Origin of the sequence: Sphingobacterium psychroaquaticum (assembly GCF_004421025.1) — a bacterium.
GTDB lineage: Bacteria > Bacteroidota > Bacteroidia > Sphingobacteriales > Sphingobacteriaceae > Sphingobacterium > Sphingobacterium psychroaquaticum.
The window spans coordinates 3608422-3623497 of the sequence record NZ_CP038029.1 but is presented as its reverse complement, the minus strand read 5'-3'; the positions used below and the strand labels follow the sequence as shown (position 1 = coordinate 3623497).

Here is a 15076-nt window from a genome sequence, read left to right as displayed (position 1 = left end):
ATTAAGTGTTAAATAGTTTTGCCTTGTATGTAACTCATATTTAATTATGATATTTTCGTAGTACTTAGATACAACCTTTACTTTTTTATGAGAAGACTAACCTTTATGTTATGTTGTTTTTTGTTCTGTAGCATGGATTTACTTGGCCAAACCAAAGTTGTTGGAGAGGTCGTGGATGATGGTGAGCGGACTACGAAACTTGTACATGCAACTGTTATGTTATTGCAGGCAAAAGACTCTATCCTGGTGGCGCATACACGTGTCGATCTTGAGGGTCGATTTTCATTAATGCGACCCGATACGGCCGATTATTTGCTGGTCGTAAGCTACCCTAAATTTGGGGCTGTTGTAAAAAATGTCATTGGAAATAAAGATTTAAATCTGGGTCAAGTTGCCTTAACGAGTGTTCGCCATTTATTAGAGGAGATTGTCGTTACAGGAAAAATACCTATTGTTATTAAGGGAGACACCACGGAATATAACGCCTCAAGTTTTACGGTTGAGAAGAATGCGAAAGTAGAAGATCTGCTTCGCGTATTGCCTGGTATCACCGTGGATGCCAATGGTCAAATAACCGCGCAAGGAAAAAAAGTAGAGAAGGTGCTGGTCGATGGGGAGGAATTTTTTGGCAACGACCCGACCTTGGTAACGAAGAATATCCGTTCGGATATGGTGGATAAAGTACAGGTGTATGAGAAAAAAACGGAGGAGGCAGAGCGTACGGGGGTGGATGATGGACAGCGCCTTCAAACGATAAACCTGAAGCTAAAAGAAGACGCAAAGAAAGGCGTCTTTGGTAAGATTGATGCTGGTGGCGGTGGAGACAAGTCTGCCGGGTACTACACGGGAAAAGTTGCGGTCAATAAATTTTCGGGTTCGCAAAAGATTGGATTTTATGCGCTGGGAAGTAATGACGGTACGGTTTCTCTGAATTGGGAAGACAGTGATAAATTTGGTTTTTCCAATATGTCGACTGAGGTCGGGGATGATGGGGGAATGTATTTTTCTTGGTCTGGTGATGAAATGGATTATTGGGATGGACGAGGTAAGCCAAAGGCATGGAGCACGGGCGTTTCTTTCGCTGATAGCTGGAAGGGTGGGAAGCACAAAGTAAATATGAGTTACAAGCTTGGACATACGGAGAAGGATGAAGTGGCTGCTGTGCTCTCACAAGAGAATGCGAAAGATTCTATATTAAACAGCAATGACAATAGTACTAATTTTTCAAGTAATGATAAGCATCGTTTTAATGGACGTTATGATTTGAATATTGATTCTCTTACGACAGCAACTTTTTCGATGGGTGCTTCGAAAGGGAAATCGGAATCCGATCGGACCAGGAAAGCAAGAAATTCTGATGGAGATGATGTGACATTGAATGATAATACTTCTTCTCAGCATACGATAACCGATAAACAGGGGTTTAATTATAGCGTGTACCTGACGCGTAAATTTCGAAAAGAAGGACGATCCTTTTCGTTGCGTGCAAATGGAGAGGTAAACGAGGATAAGGGGAATGGCTTTTTACAATCAACGACTAATCTTTATAATGCTGGGGAATTACATTCCAAACAAGAAATTGACCAGCGTAAAGAGATGATTAGTAAAAGGACAGGTTTCCGTTCGTCCCTTACTTATTCGGAACCAATCACGAAGAAGCTAACAAGCAGCTTGCAGTACGAGTTTAGTCGGAGCAACGCTTCTTCCGTTAATAATTCATATAATAAAATCGATGGAGAATACGATGATCTAGATCTTGAGTTTAGTAATGATTTTGATTTTAATACGACAAGGCACGGAGCCAACCTATCGTTTAATTACCGTTCGGATTTGTTGGATGCAGGTGTGACCAATTCGTTTCGAAATGATAACCTCTATCAGGTTAATAACTATCAGAAACTAGATTTAAATAGGGATTATTTCACCTATAGTCCTTCGGTCTTTTTGCGTTATAAATTATCGAAAAGTAAAAGTGTAGGCCTTCGTTTTAATCGGTACAATAATTTACCGTCGTTGTCACAGGTACAACCCTTGAAACAAAATACGGACCCCCTCAATATTATTGTTGGAAATGAAAACTTGAAGCCGTCCCAGTCCAACGAATACGGCTTGAGCTATAATGCATACAATCCGTTAAAAGATCGTTATTCGTATGCTAATGTAGGATGGAGCCAACAATTCAATAATATTCAGCAAAATATAACGATTGCCGAAGGTATCCGTACATTTTTCTACACCAATTTGGAGGATGTAGGACAAACGTTTCGATTTTATGGAGGAACCGGAATGAACGTCTGGAAAAAGAAAAAAGTGCGCATTAACCTGGAGCTTTCGGGAGGTTATAACAACTATTTCAATTATATCAATGGAGATCTAAGTGAAAATAATAATATGAACTATGCCTTTAGCCTTGGTTTTAATCGATATGCAAAGAAAGGGCTTGACTTTGATGTTGGCTTCAGACCGAGATACAATGTGTTAAAGAATTCGCTACAGCCGAACTTAAATAGCAATGGTTTTGAATATGGATTAACAGGGAACCTTGCTTATTTTTTACCCTTAAAGATAAAGGTATATTCTGATATGGATTATACGTATCAGGCTCCAACCGGGGTGTTTAACGAGAAATTTGATCGTCTGTTGTGGAAACCAGGGGTGAGTAAAAAGTTCTTGAAAAATGAATCATTAACCATGGACTTTTATGTTCAGGATGCATTGAATCAAAATGTTGGTTTTTCCAGAAGACAAAATGGAAGTACGTTGGTACAAGAAAGATATAATACAATAGGACGTTTTTTTATGTTACAAGTTAGTTGGGATTTTACATCGATGAAAGGAGGTGCTGAATAATGCGTATTCGAATCGTAATTTTATGGATAGTCATTTTGTGTTCTCACACATTATCCGCACAGTATGCTTATTTTCCGCAGGGCGGAACCATACACTTTGAGAAGACGGTGCATGTCAAAAATTTCTTAAAAACACTGACGTCCGTCGGAAAGAACGATAATTTTGATAAGACCTATATGGAGCAGATGATGTCCAAAGCTCCAGAAACCTACATATTTAAAAGTAAGTTATTGTTTTCTGATGAAAAATCGCGTTATGAGCCAGTAAAGCAAGAGCTAACGGGCTTTATGCGGAGTTTAATTTGGTTCGGCTTAGATTATGAGGGCATCTTTTATCAGGATATGAAAAAGAAGCAGATGCACAGTCTTATGGACTACCAGGGGACGAATATGTGGACTCAGGATTCGCTATTAAACGTGAAGTGGAAGATAACGGATGAGTATCGGGAGATTGCAGGTTACAGTTGTCGGCGTGCGAATGGGGTTATCATGGATTCAGTGTATGTCGTTGCGTTCTATACAGACGATATTCCTCTCTCCTCCGGACCGAGTACCTTTCATGGCCTACCGGGGATGATCCTCGGCGCGGTCATTCCCGATCGGCATACCAGTATCTATGCAACAAAAGTTGAAATTGGACAACCGGAGGTGACTCAAGTCGTTGGAAAGAAAAGAGATAAACCTATGACGCGTAAAGAGATTCAAAGTTTTCTGCGAGAAAGTATGAGTGTCGGTGAATGGACTACGGAGAAGCAGTTTAAGATACAGATGCTGGGCTTGTTTTTATAGATTTTAGAGACACTTAAAAAAAATACAATAAAGTTGTAACAAAAGGGCGTGATGTACGACTTATTTATAGAAACCCAAACTTATAAGATGAAGCGATTATTCCTCCTGTTTGCCTTTTTTGTATGCTGTAGTTTTACAGTCATTCATGGACAAACAAAAATTACGGGTCGGGTCAGCGATGAAGCAGATCAGTCCATAAAATTAAAAGATGCGCTAGCTATGTTGCTACGGGCCAAAGATTCTATTTTAGTCGATTTTGCGCGTGCCGATGAAAACGGACAATTTTCCTTGCCTCAAAGAGATGATCAAGATTATATCTTGGTGGTGAGCTATCCGAAGTATGCCGATTTCTATCGTATGGTGAATGGCAAAACAGATACAAATCTGGGCGATGTTAAACTTTCTAGTATTAGCCATCTTTTAGAAGAAATTGTGGTTACAGGTCGGATGCCGATTACGATTAAAGGCGATACTACCGAATATGATGCCGGTAGTTTTAAGGTGGAAAAGAATGCGAAGGTGGAGGATCTGTTAAAGGTGCTTCCAGGAATCTCGGTAGATGCTTCGGGAAAGATTACGGCACAAGGTAAGACCGTGAAAAAAGTGTTGGTCGATGGGGAAGAATTTTTTGGGGATGATCCGACTTTGGTGACGCGTAATATTCGTTCGGATATGGTGGATAAGGTACAGGTCTATGAGAAAAAATCTGATGTGGCCGAACGAACGGGAGTGGATGACGGGCAGCGGGAGCAGACCATCAATGTGAAGTTGAAAGAAGATGCCAAGAACGGTATGTTTGGAAAGGCGCTAGGTGGCGTTGGGACAGATAAATATTATATGGGGCAGTTGATGCTCAATAAGTTTAAAGGAAGTCAGAAAATATCGGCGTATGGACTGTTTGGTAATAATGGGACCACAAGTATGAACTGGCAGGATGCACAAAAATTTGGTGGTGATTCGGGTGTTAGTTATGGCGATGATGGTGCAACAATGATGGTCGGATCTAGTGACCCATTCTCTGGGGAGGGCGTCGTTGGTATACCACGGGCCATCAATACGGGGGTTAATTTTTCGGATAAGTTTAAAGGCGATAAGCATAAACTGAATTTGAACTATAAATATGGACGTATTGAGAGCGATGGTACCGAAGAGACTATCCAAACAGGAATTATTAACCAGAATTCGTCAAGGAATGTAGATTCTGAAAATGATCTACACCGGGTTAACCTGCGTTATGATCTAGCTTTTGATTCGTTAAACTCTTTGCTTGTTTCGGGAGGTGCTAGCCGTAAGAATCTTTGGACAAATACGGAGCGGAAAGCGCAGCTGTTTAATGATACGCAGGATACGGTTATGCGTGAAAAGACAAATGAATTGGTGGAAAATAAGATTAATTCGTACGATGTTAATGCCTTGTTTACGCATAAGTTCTTGAAAAAAGGACGTTCACTATCGTTCTATGGAAAATACACCAACGATGAAACGAGCGGAGGCGGTTCGTTGTATTCTGAGGTGCACAATTTCTTGCTATCCAAGGATACTATTACGGATCAGATGAAAAACAGGTTACAAAAGAGCAGCTTGGTACAGGGGCAAGTGACGTATACCGAGCCCCTTTCGAAGGTACTTACCTTATCAGCCGTAGTGGGGCTTGTGGGAAGTAAAAACAGTTCACTGTTGGAATCCTATAATAAATCAGGAAGTGGTAATTACGATGAGTTAGACCGTCGCTTCAGTAACAACTATGATTTCAATCGCAATAGCAACAATTATAAATTGTCTTTGCAATACATCACAGAGAAACTTCGCTTGAATTTAGCGAATAGTTTGAATAATGATAATCTACATCAGTTGAATAATTATACACAATCAGATTTGAAACGTAATTTCTTGACGTATAATCCTTCATTAGGTGGTAATTATAATATCTCTAAGAGCAAGAATTTATGGTTCAATTATAACGGAACGAATCGCTTGCCGTCGCTCTCGCAGATTCAACCGATCCAAGATAATGCGGATCCTTTGAACCGTTACTTGGGAAATGAAAATCTGAAACCTGCCTTTTCAAATTCCGTTAATCTTGGTTACAATACCTTTAAAGCATTATCGGGAAGTTATACGTACATTGGTGGTTACGCCGAATTAACGAAAGATCCAATTGCGCAGAATATTACGGTTGATAAGTCGATTAACTATTACGAGTGGCAGAATATTGATGGAAAGACTAATTCGAGCTTTAATATGTGGGCTGGTCATTATGAAAAAATTTCTAAGAAACTAGGCTTGGCACATTCTCCTCAGTTTAGCTTGTCGGGATCTAAAAGTTACAACTTTTTTAATGGAGAATTGAACAAAGTGAATACGACGAACTATAATTTCACCTATCAGTTTATGCGCGATACCAAGACCGGGTTGAATTTTAATATCAACCTAAGTCCGCAATACCGGGTGATGAAATCCAGCTTACAGAAAGAGATAAATAGCAATGGTTTTGTATTTGGGTCAAATGGAAACGTGGAGTATTTCGTGACGAAGACATTTAAGGTCTACGTGAATTACAATTATACGTATGAGGCTCCGACGGATGCTTTTGGGGAAAAATTTGAGCAGTTTTTAGTACACCCGGGAGTGAGTAAGAAGTTCTTTAAAAATGAGTCTTTGGTGGTTGATTTTACGGTTAACGACCTTTTGAATGAGAATAAAGGGTTTAGTAGGTCGGCCAGAAATTCTGTCTTTACACAACAACGCTTTGAAACGATCCGTCGCTACTATATGTTAAAGGTATCCTGGGACTTCACAAAAATGTTTATCAAGTAATCAAGAAAGAATGAACTTAAAATCTATTATAGTAACAGTTGTGGCGGTTTGTGTGCTGCAACTTGTCCAGGCGCAATATGCTCACTTTGGACGTACGGGGGTTATCACATTTGATAAGACCATGTATATGAAAAATATTGTGGCGAAGAAGTTTATTGATAAGGCCGACGAACGTTCGCGCGGACAGTTTGAGCAGATGTTGCCGAGTATTCCTGAGAATGTAGTATTGAAAAAAACGCTGAAGTTCACGCCAGAGGAGACTTATTTTGAGCCTTTGAAAGGGGCAGAAATAGAGCCTCGTACACGTCAGTACATGATGATGTTTGCGCTGGACTTTGATGCACAGACGTTATCCAGCCTATCAGATCGATCATACAAACGCTTTAATGATATCGTTGGAGATAAGGTAATTATCCAAGATACGATGAAACGAATTACTTGGCGCATGACCGACGAGTATCGCGAAATTGCAGGATATAATTGTCGTCGCGCCAACGGCCTGACTCCGGATTCGATTTATGTGGTTGCTTACTACGCTAATGAATTACCTGTATCTGGAGGACCAGAGTCTATAAACGGTCTTCCGGGAATGATCCTCGGGCTGGTCGTGCCGAGTCAGCACGTCTCTTATTTTGCGAATAAAGTAGAGCTTAGCAACCAAGTCGTGATGGATAAAAAGGTATTTGAGAATAAAAAAACGAAGGTAATGTCGCGTCAACAGATCGCTGAGTTATTCACTTCAACCATGTCGAACTGGTTGAATAAAGAAACGTTGAAGTATATAATTGAGCTCAGTTTATTGTAAGGGGTCGAGCGTATTGTCTCGTAAAGTTGTGCCCAATATCTTGTCGTACTGATCTTGTTGAGACACATAAAAAATCCCGGTTTAGTAAGCTAAACCGGGATTTTTTATAAATGAAAAGTAAGATTACTTTACGTCGTTTTTCTTAGAAGTAACTTCGTTACGAATCTCTTGTGCTAACGTTTTGATTTCTTGTAAACCTTTACGTACACGAGTACCTGCAGCAGAATTACCGTTGTTAAAGAACTTGTCTGCATCAGCTTCGATAGAAGCTACTAAGCTTTTTAATTTGTTGTAGTTTTCCATTTTTACTTATATAATTTTAGTTTCTATTAATTAATATTCTAAGATATCATAAATATACAAAAACAATGAAATAAAGCATAATTTTTGCATTTTATTTAATAAATAAATTTGTTCTGTGGCCTTTACTCCACGATTTTAAGCTCATTGATGATATTTTGAGCACCAGCGAACTTATCAATCACGAATAATACATAACGGATGTCCACCGAGATGGTACGTTGCAATACAGGGTCAAAAATCACATCACCTGCCATCGCTTCGATATTACCATCAAAAGCTAGGCCAATAAGTTCACCTTTTGCATTTAAAACGGGTGAACCAGAGTTACCGCCTGTGATATCCTGATCACTCAAGAAGTTAACAGGCATATACCCATCCTTATCAGCATAACGTCCATAATCTTTAGTTTCGTATAGTTCCATTAAACGTTTTGGTAAATCAAACTCTTCATCGTTTGGTTTATACTTCGCGATTGTACCTTTTAGCGTGGTATAGTTGTTTACTTTTGCATCGTTTCTAGGATCCGCCGGTAAAGCTCTAATGGTTCCATATGTTAAGCGCAGTGTCGAATTGGCATCCGGGTAGTATTTACCTTTTGGATTAGAGGCAAGAACTCCTGCGATGTATTTACGGTGTGCGGCCTGGAATTCACCATTCATCTTTTCAGTCTCGGGCGAGCTTTCACGGTACTTCGTCATCAATGCGGATGAGATAAGGTATAAAGGATCTTCTTCCACGTTGTTTAACGTCGGGTTGTCAAGGAAGCTTTTCGCATGAGCCGCAGATCCGAATATACTGCTTGAGAAAGCATTATGGATGTCCTGCTGAAAATTACCACCATTTTTTGTAGCTAATTCGGCAATGTAAGGTGCAATTTTACCTGCTTTTTTAGCGTATAGGTTTAACTCATCCGAAAGGACATCCACTTCCAATGGAATGTATGCTTTTTCGTATGTGTCTGCAATAATAGTCTCTAAGCGCGGGCGGATTTCATTACGTTTCGCCTCATTTGCAGCAGCATATTGTTTGAATGCGTTACCTAGGTTCGCTGGTAAGGCAGCAAATGTAGAAGAGCGTAACATACCGATTAGGTAGTTGTCGTGGCGTGCCTTATCGTTGGTCGCACTGTAGTAAGAATTGATCGTTTGAATCACGTTCCCGTACTGCGCTTTATTTTCCTTTTTGTTGGCCCACTTATCAAAAGATGCTTCTTGCTTACGTTTGGTATCTGCTGTTTTGTGTTTCGTCAAAGCATCGATCATACCTTGGCGGTTTTTCCAGTAGTTGGCCACGCCGGAGTATTGTGAAGCATAGTTCAATTTTACGGCTTGATCTTTATCCATGTGTTTTTTCATGGCATCCATACCTACTTTGGATGCTTCCACCCAAGCGGGATACGCGAAGTTCACATTTTGATCAATACCCGCAGCAGGCATCCAACGGTTTGTACGACCTGGGTATCCTAAAATCATAGAGAAGTCGCCTTCTTTGATTCCTTTGATACTTACAGGTAAAAAGTGTTTTGGTTTTAGTGGTACGTTGCTCTCTGAATAGGCTGCTGGGTTACCGTCTTTATCACCATATACACGGAAGATAGAGAAATCACCTGTATGTCTCGGCCATTCCCAGTTGTCGGTATCACCACCAAATTTACCAATGCTGTTTGGGGGAGTTCCTACTAAACGAACGTCTGTGTAATCTTGGTAAACGAAATAGTAGTACTCGTTCCCATTATAGAATGATTTTACAGAAACTACATATTTACCACCTTCGCTATTTTCTTTTTCGATTTTAGCAATTTCTTGGTTGATAACACGTTCCCGTTCTTTTTCGCTCATTTTGTCATTTACCAAACCTAAGATGCGTTTTGATACATCGTCCATACGCACAAAGAAGCGGACATACAATGATTTTGGTTTCAATTCTTCCTTAAAAGATTTTGCCCAGAAACCGTTTGTCAAGTGATCGTTCTCTGGTGTCGAGAGTTCAGCGATCGCGCCATATCCACAGTGGTGGTTGGTGAAAACCAAACCTTGCCCGGATACGATTTCCGCTGTACATCCACCGTCAAATTGTACGATAGCATCTTTTAGGGAAGAGTTGTTGATGCTATAAATTTCTTCGGCCGTTAATTTCAAGCCTTTTTTCTGCATATCGGCTTCGTTGAGACGCTTCAAATGCATTAAAAACCACATCCCCTCATCGGCAAAGGTGGTCATACTTACTACACTAAGTAGTAAGAAAATCAATATTTTTTTCATATTCAACCTTATTATTATACCCACAAATTTGACTTAATTCCTGCTCAAATCAAAATTATGCCGCAATAAAATGCTTTGTGCTTCGATTATGTCATATATCTGGGAAAAATAAACTGATGTAGTTGCTTTTATTTATCTTTGTCGAATGGCATCATTTGAAGATTTCAAGTTTAACAAACAAATATTAAATGCAATTGCGGAGGCGGGCTACGATGCGCCGACGGAAATTCAGCAGAAAGCAATTACACCAATCCTGGCAGGGCAAGATGTGATGGGAATCGCGCAGACAGGAACAGGAAAGACTGCTGCTTTTGTACTTCCGTTATTGATGAAACTCAAATATGCGCAAGGGAATGATCCGCGGGCACTGATTCTCTCCCCTACACGGGAACTTGCGATGCAGATTGAAGAGCATATTCGATTGTTTTCGACGTATCTGGATTTGCGTACTGTTTTGCTGTATGGCGGTTTAGGACCTAAGACACAAAAAGAACAGTTACAGAAGGGCTGTGATATTATTGTAGCAACTCCTGGACGTTTCTTAGAGTTATATCTTGAAGGCGAAATCAATACCAAGTCCTTAAAGTTTTTGGTTATGGATGAGGCCGATAAGATGATGGACATGGGTTTTATCAGTAAGATTCACCGCATTTTGGAAATTGTACCGCGCAAACGTCAGAATTTGCTTTTCTCGGCGACGATGAGTGAGTTGGTGCGAAAAATTTCAGGTGACTTTTTATTGTTCCCGACGGTTGTTGAAGTTACAGAACAAGCTACGCCGGCCAAAACGGTTACACAATCGCTCTACCATGTACCCAACCTAAAGACCAAGCTCAATCTTTTACAACATTTGCTGAAGGATGATGAATCCTTTCATCGGATTATTGTTTTTTGTAAGACGAAGCAGGTCGCAGATAATGTGTTTCATTTCTTGGAGCGGAAATATGGGGAAGATAATGTGCGGGTGATTCATGCGAATAAAGGTCAAAATACGCGGATTAATTCGATCAATGCTTTTAAGGAAGGTTCGATTCGTATTTTGGTTGCCACGGATGTGGCTGCACGTGGACTTGATGTATCGAATGTAAGCCATGTCTTTAATTTTGATGTACCTATTGTGATCGAGGATTATGTGCACCGTATCGGTCGTACTGGACGCGCATTTAATGAAGGTGATGCTATAACATTTGCGAACCCGGCAGAAGAGTATTTTATTGGTAAGATTGAAAAGCTTATTCGTCAACAAATTCCGGTGATGGAATTGCCGGAGGATGTATTTGTAGAGAAGACTGGGTTTGATGAAAAACAAGCAATAGCACGAGAGATAGATAACCAGAAGAAGAAAGATAATCCTGATTTTAAAGGTGCTTTCCATGATAAAAAATGGATGATTAAGCAACAAGAGTCTGGTCAGCGCAAACCTGCTGCCAAGAAGTCTGGTGGAAAGAAATCGGGCGGGAAGAAACCCGTAGGTAAAAAACCAACGCAACGCTACCGATGAAATTAACACCCTTGAATATTGCATTGGCTGTCGTGATAGCTTGGTTTGTAACGGAGTGGGGAAATGATCAATTTGAATTTGCGGTATGGCGGTTCATTTTGTTTATCGTTTTTTTACTTGTAACCGATATTGTTTTTCGGCTGCTGGTCAAGGATATGCAAAAGCTCTGGATGGGGGAGATCGGGTTTATCTTGGTCACGGGAATTCTAGCTGTTTTGATACGTATAATGTAGGTTATTCGTAAATGATGTCCATTCTGGACTGTTCTAGGATTAAAAAGACTTACCCGCTTAAAAGAACGTTGTTCAGAGATTGACTATACGAGGGAGGATATCTCGGGAAAATAGAATCATGTAGCGGCCTAATCTTTTACGTCGTTCATTAAATCAGGTCCCGGTAGAAACGGAGACGATAAAATATACAGAAAAAGTAACTATTGAGAAATGAAAAAAGCAGAGATAAAACTAAATGTAGTACTGGATGAGCAAAATGTGCCGGACACGATCGATTGGTCTTCTACCGATGGAGAGACCTCAGATGAGATGCCCGCGAAGGCGATGTTTTTAGCCCTGTGGGATGCTCAATACAAAAACTCATTGCGTATTGATTTGTGGACAAAAGATATGCCGTATGACGAGATGAAGCGTTTCTTTTATGAAACGTTGCAAACGCTTGGCGATTCTTTTTTACGTGCTTCTGGGGGGGACCCGATGGCCGATAAGGTGATTGGTGACTTACGGGATTACTGTGCACACTTTGCCGATAAGATGGAAGTACTAGAGCCGGAGAACTAATCTTTAGGACTATTAATTATTATAAGCTATGAACTATTTTTTGGTAAAATCTGAACCTTTCAAATACAGCTGGGAGCAGTTTAATAAAGATGGCGAAACATTTTGGGATGGTGTCCGTAATTATCAAGCACGCAATAACCTAAAGGCGATGCAAAAGGGAGATTTGGTGTTGTTCTACCATAGCAATGAAGGAAAAGAAGTGGTTGGGATTGCAAAAGTGGTTAAGGAATTCTACCAAGATCCAACAACGGATGATGCCCGTTGGGTGGTGGTTGATTTGGCACCGGTTGAAACATTTAAAACACCCGTGACCTTGGAGAAAATTAAGGAAGACGAATTGCTACAAGATGTAGCCCTAGTACGTCAAGGTCGTTTGTCAGTGATGCCACTAAAAGTAGAAGAGTTTGATCGTATTGTCGCATTGGGCAATGAATAATAAAAACGGGGGGCACTGCCCCCCGTTTTTATATATGGACTAACCTTTCTCACTAAATAGGTTAACCAAATCTTTTAATGTTGTTGCCTGTTCAGGCTTCATCTTCCCACCCAATATAAGGCGTAATTCCCGACGACGTAGTGCGCCATCGAATATTTGTTTCTCTTCTTCCGTTTCAGGAACTAACTCCGCTACTTTGCGTGGTCTTGTTTGCTCATCAATGGCGACAAATGTGTAGTAGGCTTCATTTGTTTTTACACGTGTACCTTCCGGTAAATTATGGGCGAATATCTCCATGCGTACTTCCATAGAAGTAGAGAAAGCACGTGAAACCTTCGCTTGGATCGTAACCACTTCACCTAATTTGATGGAGCGTGTGAAGGAAACATTATCAACAGATACGGTGACAACAGGGCTATTCGAGTGTTTCTGTGCCGCCATTGCCGAGCAGATATCCATCCAATATAAAAGACGTCCTCCCATTAGGTTTCCGAAGGTATTGGTGTCATTCGGTAGAACGAGCTCATTCATTTCGGTATAGGAGTCTTTGGCAAATTTCTTGATCATGATTGCTGTAATTTTAAGAGTTGAATATCCATCTGTCGAAAAGTATCTTCAAGTGGAGTGGGGGTATAGCCCAGTTGTGTTTTGGCCTTATCGAGGATAAAACCTGTTGTACGTGGTCTGTTTTTAGCTTGTCCGATTGTTTCGGCAGCTATAGGTCGGATAAGACTATTGTCCAGTCGCCAGTAATCAGCGACCTGCTGGACAACCTCGATGATACTATATAAGGTATCGCCTGATATGTGATAAAGACCGGCAGCTTGTTTTTCAGCCGCTAGTATACAAGCACGTGCTAAGTCATCTACCCAAGTGGGCATACGCCATTGATCGCTTACCACCTGAATCGGTTCTTTGTTTTCTAATTTGCTTTTTGCCCACAGGATAAGGTTGGACCTGTTTTTGTCAGCTATCACCCCATAAACTAATATGGCACGAAGAATAGCTGCTTGAGGATTGGCCGCTAGAACGGCTGTTTCAGCCTTTATTTTGCTATTTCCGTATGCATTGCAAGGGCCGGTAGGATCTGTTTCTCGGTAAGGACCATTTTGGCCATCAAACACAAAGTCGGTCGAAATAAAGGTGTAATGAATATGGTGCTGTGCTGCGATTTCAGCAAGTAAGCGTGGCGTTTCAACGTTGACTTGTTGGCAGCGTTCGGGCTCTTGCTCACAGGCTTCCACGCTGCTCATCGCTGCGGTGTGAATGATGTGTGTCGGCTTAAAAGAAGTGATGGCTTGGCGCAAATCCTCCCTATCTTCTAACGCTATTTGTTGAAAGGCATAGCCACTTTGGTTGGGGTTTCTGTTCGGACTTTTAGAGGTGCAAAATAACGACACATCGTTACGATCTAAAAGCATATCGGTTAACTTTTGTCCCAAAAAACCATTCGACCCCGTTAGTAGTATACGCATCACAGTTGTTGTTAGTTTGTCCAGATAAAATCCATCGATGGGTATTTCATGGAATTATTAACCACATCAATCTCTAGCTGAAGGATCGCTGCCAAGTCTGGATAATTAATTTTTTCCGGATCATCACCAGGCTTGTGGTAATCATCGTGACCGCCAGTATGAAAAAATAAGACAGGAATATTTTTTTTGTAAAAAGATGTCTGATCCGATCCTCCGTTACCATCTTTGCTCAAGTTAAATTTGATGGTGCTGGTAATTCCTTCAAAGATTAAAGGGAATTTACTGCTTGTGCCATAGCCGATCACCGCGACGCCATTTGGGTTGTATCGGCCAATCATATCCATATTGAGCATCCAGTGTATATCGGAAAGTGGAATCGTCGGGTTCTCCGTGAAATATTTAGAACCGACCAGGCCGAGCTCTTCCGCTCCAAAGGCAATAAAAAGAATATTAAAAGGTTCGATTTCCTTGTTTGTCGTATAGTGACGCGCCAATTCAAGCAGTCCGGCCACACCCGAAGCATTGTCATCGGCTCCATTATGGATCTTACCAACCCCTAAGGAATCTCTTGAGCTTCCTTGGTGTCCCATTCCGAGGTGATCATAGTGCGCGCCAATCACAATGGTTTTGCGGGCGCCGTTATCCAGTAAACCTATAATATTATCGGCCTGCCTGATGCTGTCAGGAACAACAACACGACGTACCTTCGCTTGAAAAGATTGTCTATAGCCCACTTCACCTTGCGGCTTGAGGCCGTATTTTTTGAAATGCTTTTCCACATAGTCGGCCGCTTTACGGACTTCTTTAGAGCCTGTTCCGCGTCCTTTCATTTTGTCGGAAGCGAGAAAATAGATGTGTTTTTTTAATTGCTTTTGATCAATCTGTGCAATAGCAGTAGCAGACCATGCTAAAAGAAACAGACAAAGGAAAAAAGAAACTGATGTCGCTTTATTTTTCATATGTAGTATAGCTGAGGTTAGGGATTTGATACCTTGTTGCAGCTTTTACTACAACAAGGGGATCGCGATAAGGTTTTTGAGAGGTGT

General features: G+C 40.8%; 13 protein-coding genes. 8 read left to right on the top strand and 5 right to left on the bottom strand.

Going from position 1 to position 15076, the window contains the following annotated elements:
• Positions 1 to 132 precede the first annotated feature (132 nt).
• The 4 genes from E2P86_RS15005 (at position 133) to E2P86_RS14990 (ending at position 7260) form a co-directional block, all read left to right on the top strand.
• Positions 133 to 2850 carry an outer membrane beta-barrel protein gene (locus E2P86_RS15005; protein WP_166785210.1) on the top strand — a complete coding sequence of 906 codons (2718 nt, stop codon included), beginning with the start codon at positions 133 to 135 and terminating at the stop codon, positions 2848 to 2850.
• A complete protein-coding gene (locus E2P86_RS15000; RefSeq protein ID WP_134433644.1) occupies positions 2850 to 3638 on the top strand; it encodes a GLPGLI family protein in 789 nt (262 codons plus the stop codon). Before E2P86_RS15005 ends, E2P86_RS15000 begins: the two co-directional genes overlap by 1 nt.
• 87 nt (positions 3639 to 3725) lie before the next feature.
• Positions 3726 to 6455, top strand: a complete 2730-nt coding sequence (locus E2P86_RS14995; protein ID WP_134433643.1) for an outer membrane beta-barrel protein — start codon at positions 3726 to 3728, stop codon at positions 6453 to 6455.
• Positions 6456 to 6465: 10 nt separating this feature from the next.
• Positions 6466 to 7260: a GLPGLI family protein gene (locus E2P86_RS14990; RefSeq protein ID WP_085474389.1), complete on the top strand. Its 795-nt coding sequence runs from the start codon at positions 6466 to 6468 to the stop codon at positions 7258 to 7260.
• 123 nt (positions 7261 to 7383) lie between these two features.
• Here E2P86_RS14990 and E2P86_RS14985 read toward each other — a convergent pair whose 3' ends face one another.
• Together E2P86_RS14985 and E2P86_RS14980 are read right to left on the bottom strand one after the other, a co-directional pair.
• Complete coding sequence (locus E2P86_RS14985; protein ID WP_085474388.1) at positions 7384 to 7563, bottom strand: histone H1; 180 nt, start codon at positions 7561 to 7563, stop codon at positions 7384 to 7386.
• Between the two features lie 122 nt (positions 7564 to 7685).
• Positions 7686 to 9824, bottom strand: coding sequence for a S46 family peptidase (locus E2P86_RS14980; protein ID WP_085474387.1), 2139 nt, complete (start codon positions 9822 to 9824; stop codon positions 7686 to 7688).
• A 145-nt stretch (positions 9825 to 9969) separates the two neighbouring features.
• Between E2P86_RS14980 and E2P86_RS14975 the strand changes: the two genes are divergently transcribed.
• From E2P86_RS14975 to E2P86_RS14960, 4 genes are all read left to right on the top strand, one after another.
• Positions 9970 to 11325 (top strand): DEAD/DEAH box helicase, encoded by a 1356-nt coding sequence (locus E2P86_RS14975; RefSeq protein WP_085474386.1) that lies wholly within the window; start codon positions 9970 to 9972, stop codon positions 11323 to 11325.
• Complete coding sequence (locus tag E2P86_RS14970; protein ID WP_085474385.1) at positions 11322 to 11558, top strand: hypothetical protein; 237 nt, start codon at positions 11322 to 11324, stop codon at positions 11556 to 11558. The genes E2P86_RS14975 and E2P86_RS14970 overlap by 4 nt, the downstream gene beginning before the upstream one ends.
• Before the next feature lie 210 nt (positions 11559 to 11768).
• Positions 11769 to 12119, top strand: a complete 351-nt coding sequence (gene gldC / locus E2P86_RS14965; RefSeq protein WP_085474384.1) for a gliding motility protein GldC — start codon at positions 11769 to 11771, stop codon at positions 12117 to 12119.
• Between the two features lie 28 nt (positions 12120 to 12147).
• On the top strand, positions 12148 to 12555 hold the full coding sequence (locus E2P86_RS14960) for an EVE domain-containing protein (RefSeq protein WP_085474383.1): 408 nt from the start codon (positions 12148 to 12150) through the stop codon (positions 12553 to 12555).
• A 39-nt stretch (positions 12556 to 12594) separates the two neighbouring features.
• Here the strand turns inward: E2P86_RS14960 and E2P86_RS14955 are convergent, their stop codons facing one another.
• From E2P86_RS14955 to E2P86_RS14945, 3 genes are read right to left on the bottom strand one after another with little or no spacing between them, the layout of a single operon-like run.
• Positions 12595 to 13122, bottom strand: a complete 528-nt coding sequence (locus E2P86_RS14955) for an acyl-CoA thioesterase (RefSeq protein WP_134433642.1) — start codon at positions 13120 to 13122, stop codon at positions 12595 to 12597.
• A complete protein-coding gene (locus E2P86_RS14950; protein ID WP_134433641.1) occupies positions 13119 to 14030 on the bottom strand; it encodes an SDR family oxidoreductase in 912 nt (303 codons plus the stop codon). Before E2P86_RS14950 ends, E2P86_RS14955 begins: the two co-directional genes overlap by 4 nt.
• 11 nt (positions 14031 to 14041) lie before the next feature.
• Positions 14042 to 14989: a M20/M25/M40 family metallo-hydrolase gene (locus tag E2P86_RS14945; protein ID WP_085474380.1), complete on the bottom strand. Its 948-nt coding sequence runs from the start codon at positions 14987 to 14989 to the stop codon at positions 14042 to 14044.
• Positions 14990 to 15076 lie beyond the last annotated feature (87 nt).

What these genes read in the sequence shown, in the direction of transcription:
- E2P86_RS15005 (WP_166785210.1), top strand. Translation starts at nt 133, where the DNA reads ATGGATTTACTTGGCCAAACCAAAGTTGTTGGAGAGGTCGTGGATGAT.
- E2P86_RS15000 (WP_134433644.1), top strand. Translation starts at nt 2,850, where the DNA reads ATGCGTATTCGAATCGTAATTTTATGGATAGTCATTTTGTGTTCTCAC.
- E2P86_RS14995 (WP_134433643.1), top strand. Translation starts at nt 3,726, where the DNA reads ATGAAGCGATTATTCCTCCTGTTTGCCTTTTTTGTATGCTGTAGTTTT.
- E2P86_RS14990 (WP_085474389.1), top strand. Translation starts at nt 6,466, where the DNA reads ATGAACTTAAAATCTATTATAGTAACAGTTGTGGCGGTTTGTGTGCTG.
- E2P86_RS14985 (WP_085474388.1), bottom strand. Translation starts at nt 7,563, where the DNA reads ATGGAAAACTACAACAAATTAAAAAGCTTAGTAGCTTCTATCGAAGCT.
- E2P86_RS14980 (WP_085474387.1), bottom strand. Translation starts at nt 9,824, where the DNA reads ATGAAAAAAATATTGATTTTCTTACTACTTAGTGTAGTAAGTATGACC.
- E2P86_RS14975 (WP_085474386.1), top strand. Translation starts at nt 9,970, where the DNA reads ATGGCATCATTTGAAGATTTCAAGTTTAACAAACAAATATTAAATGCA.
- E2P86_RS14970 (WP_085474385.1), top strand. Translation starts at nt 11,322, where the DNA reads ATGAAATTAACACCCTTGAATATTGCATTGGCTGTCGTGATAGCTTGG.
- gldC (WP_085474384.1), top strand. Translation starts at nt 11,769, where the DNA reads ATGAAAAAAGCAGAGATAAAACTAAATGTAGTACTGGATGAGCAAAAT.
- E2P86_RS14960 (WP_085474383.1), top strand. Translation starts at nt 12,148, where the DNA reads ATGAACTATTTTTTGGTAAAATCTGAACCTTTCAAATACAGCTGGGAG.
- E2P86_RS14955 (WP_134433642.1), bottom strand. Translation starts at nt 13,122, where the DNA reads ATGATCAAGAAATTTGCCAAAGACTCCTATACCGAAATGAATGAGCTC.
- E2P86_RS14950 (WP_134433641.1), bottom strand. Translation starts at nt 14,030, where the DNA reads ATGCGTATACTACTAACGGGGTCGAATGGTTTTTTGGGACAAAAGTTA.
- E2P86_RS14945 (WP_085474380.1), bottom strand. Translation starts at nt 14,989, where the DNA reads ATGAAAAATAAAGCGACATCAGTTTCTTTTTTCCTTTGTCTGTTTCTT.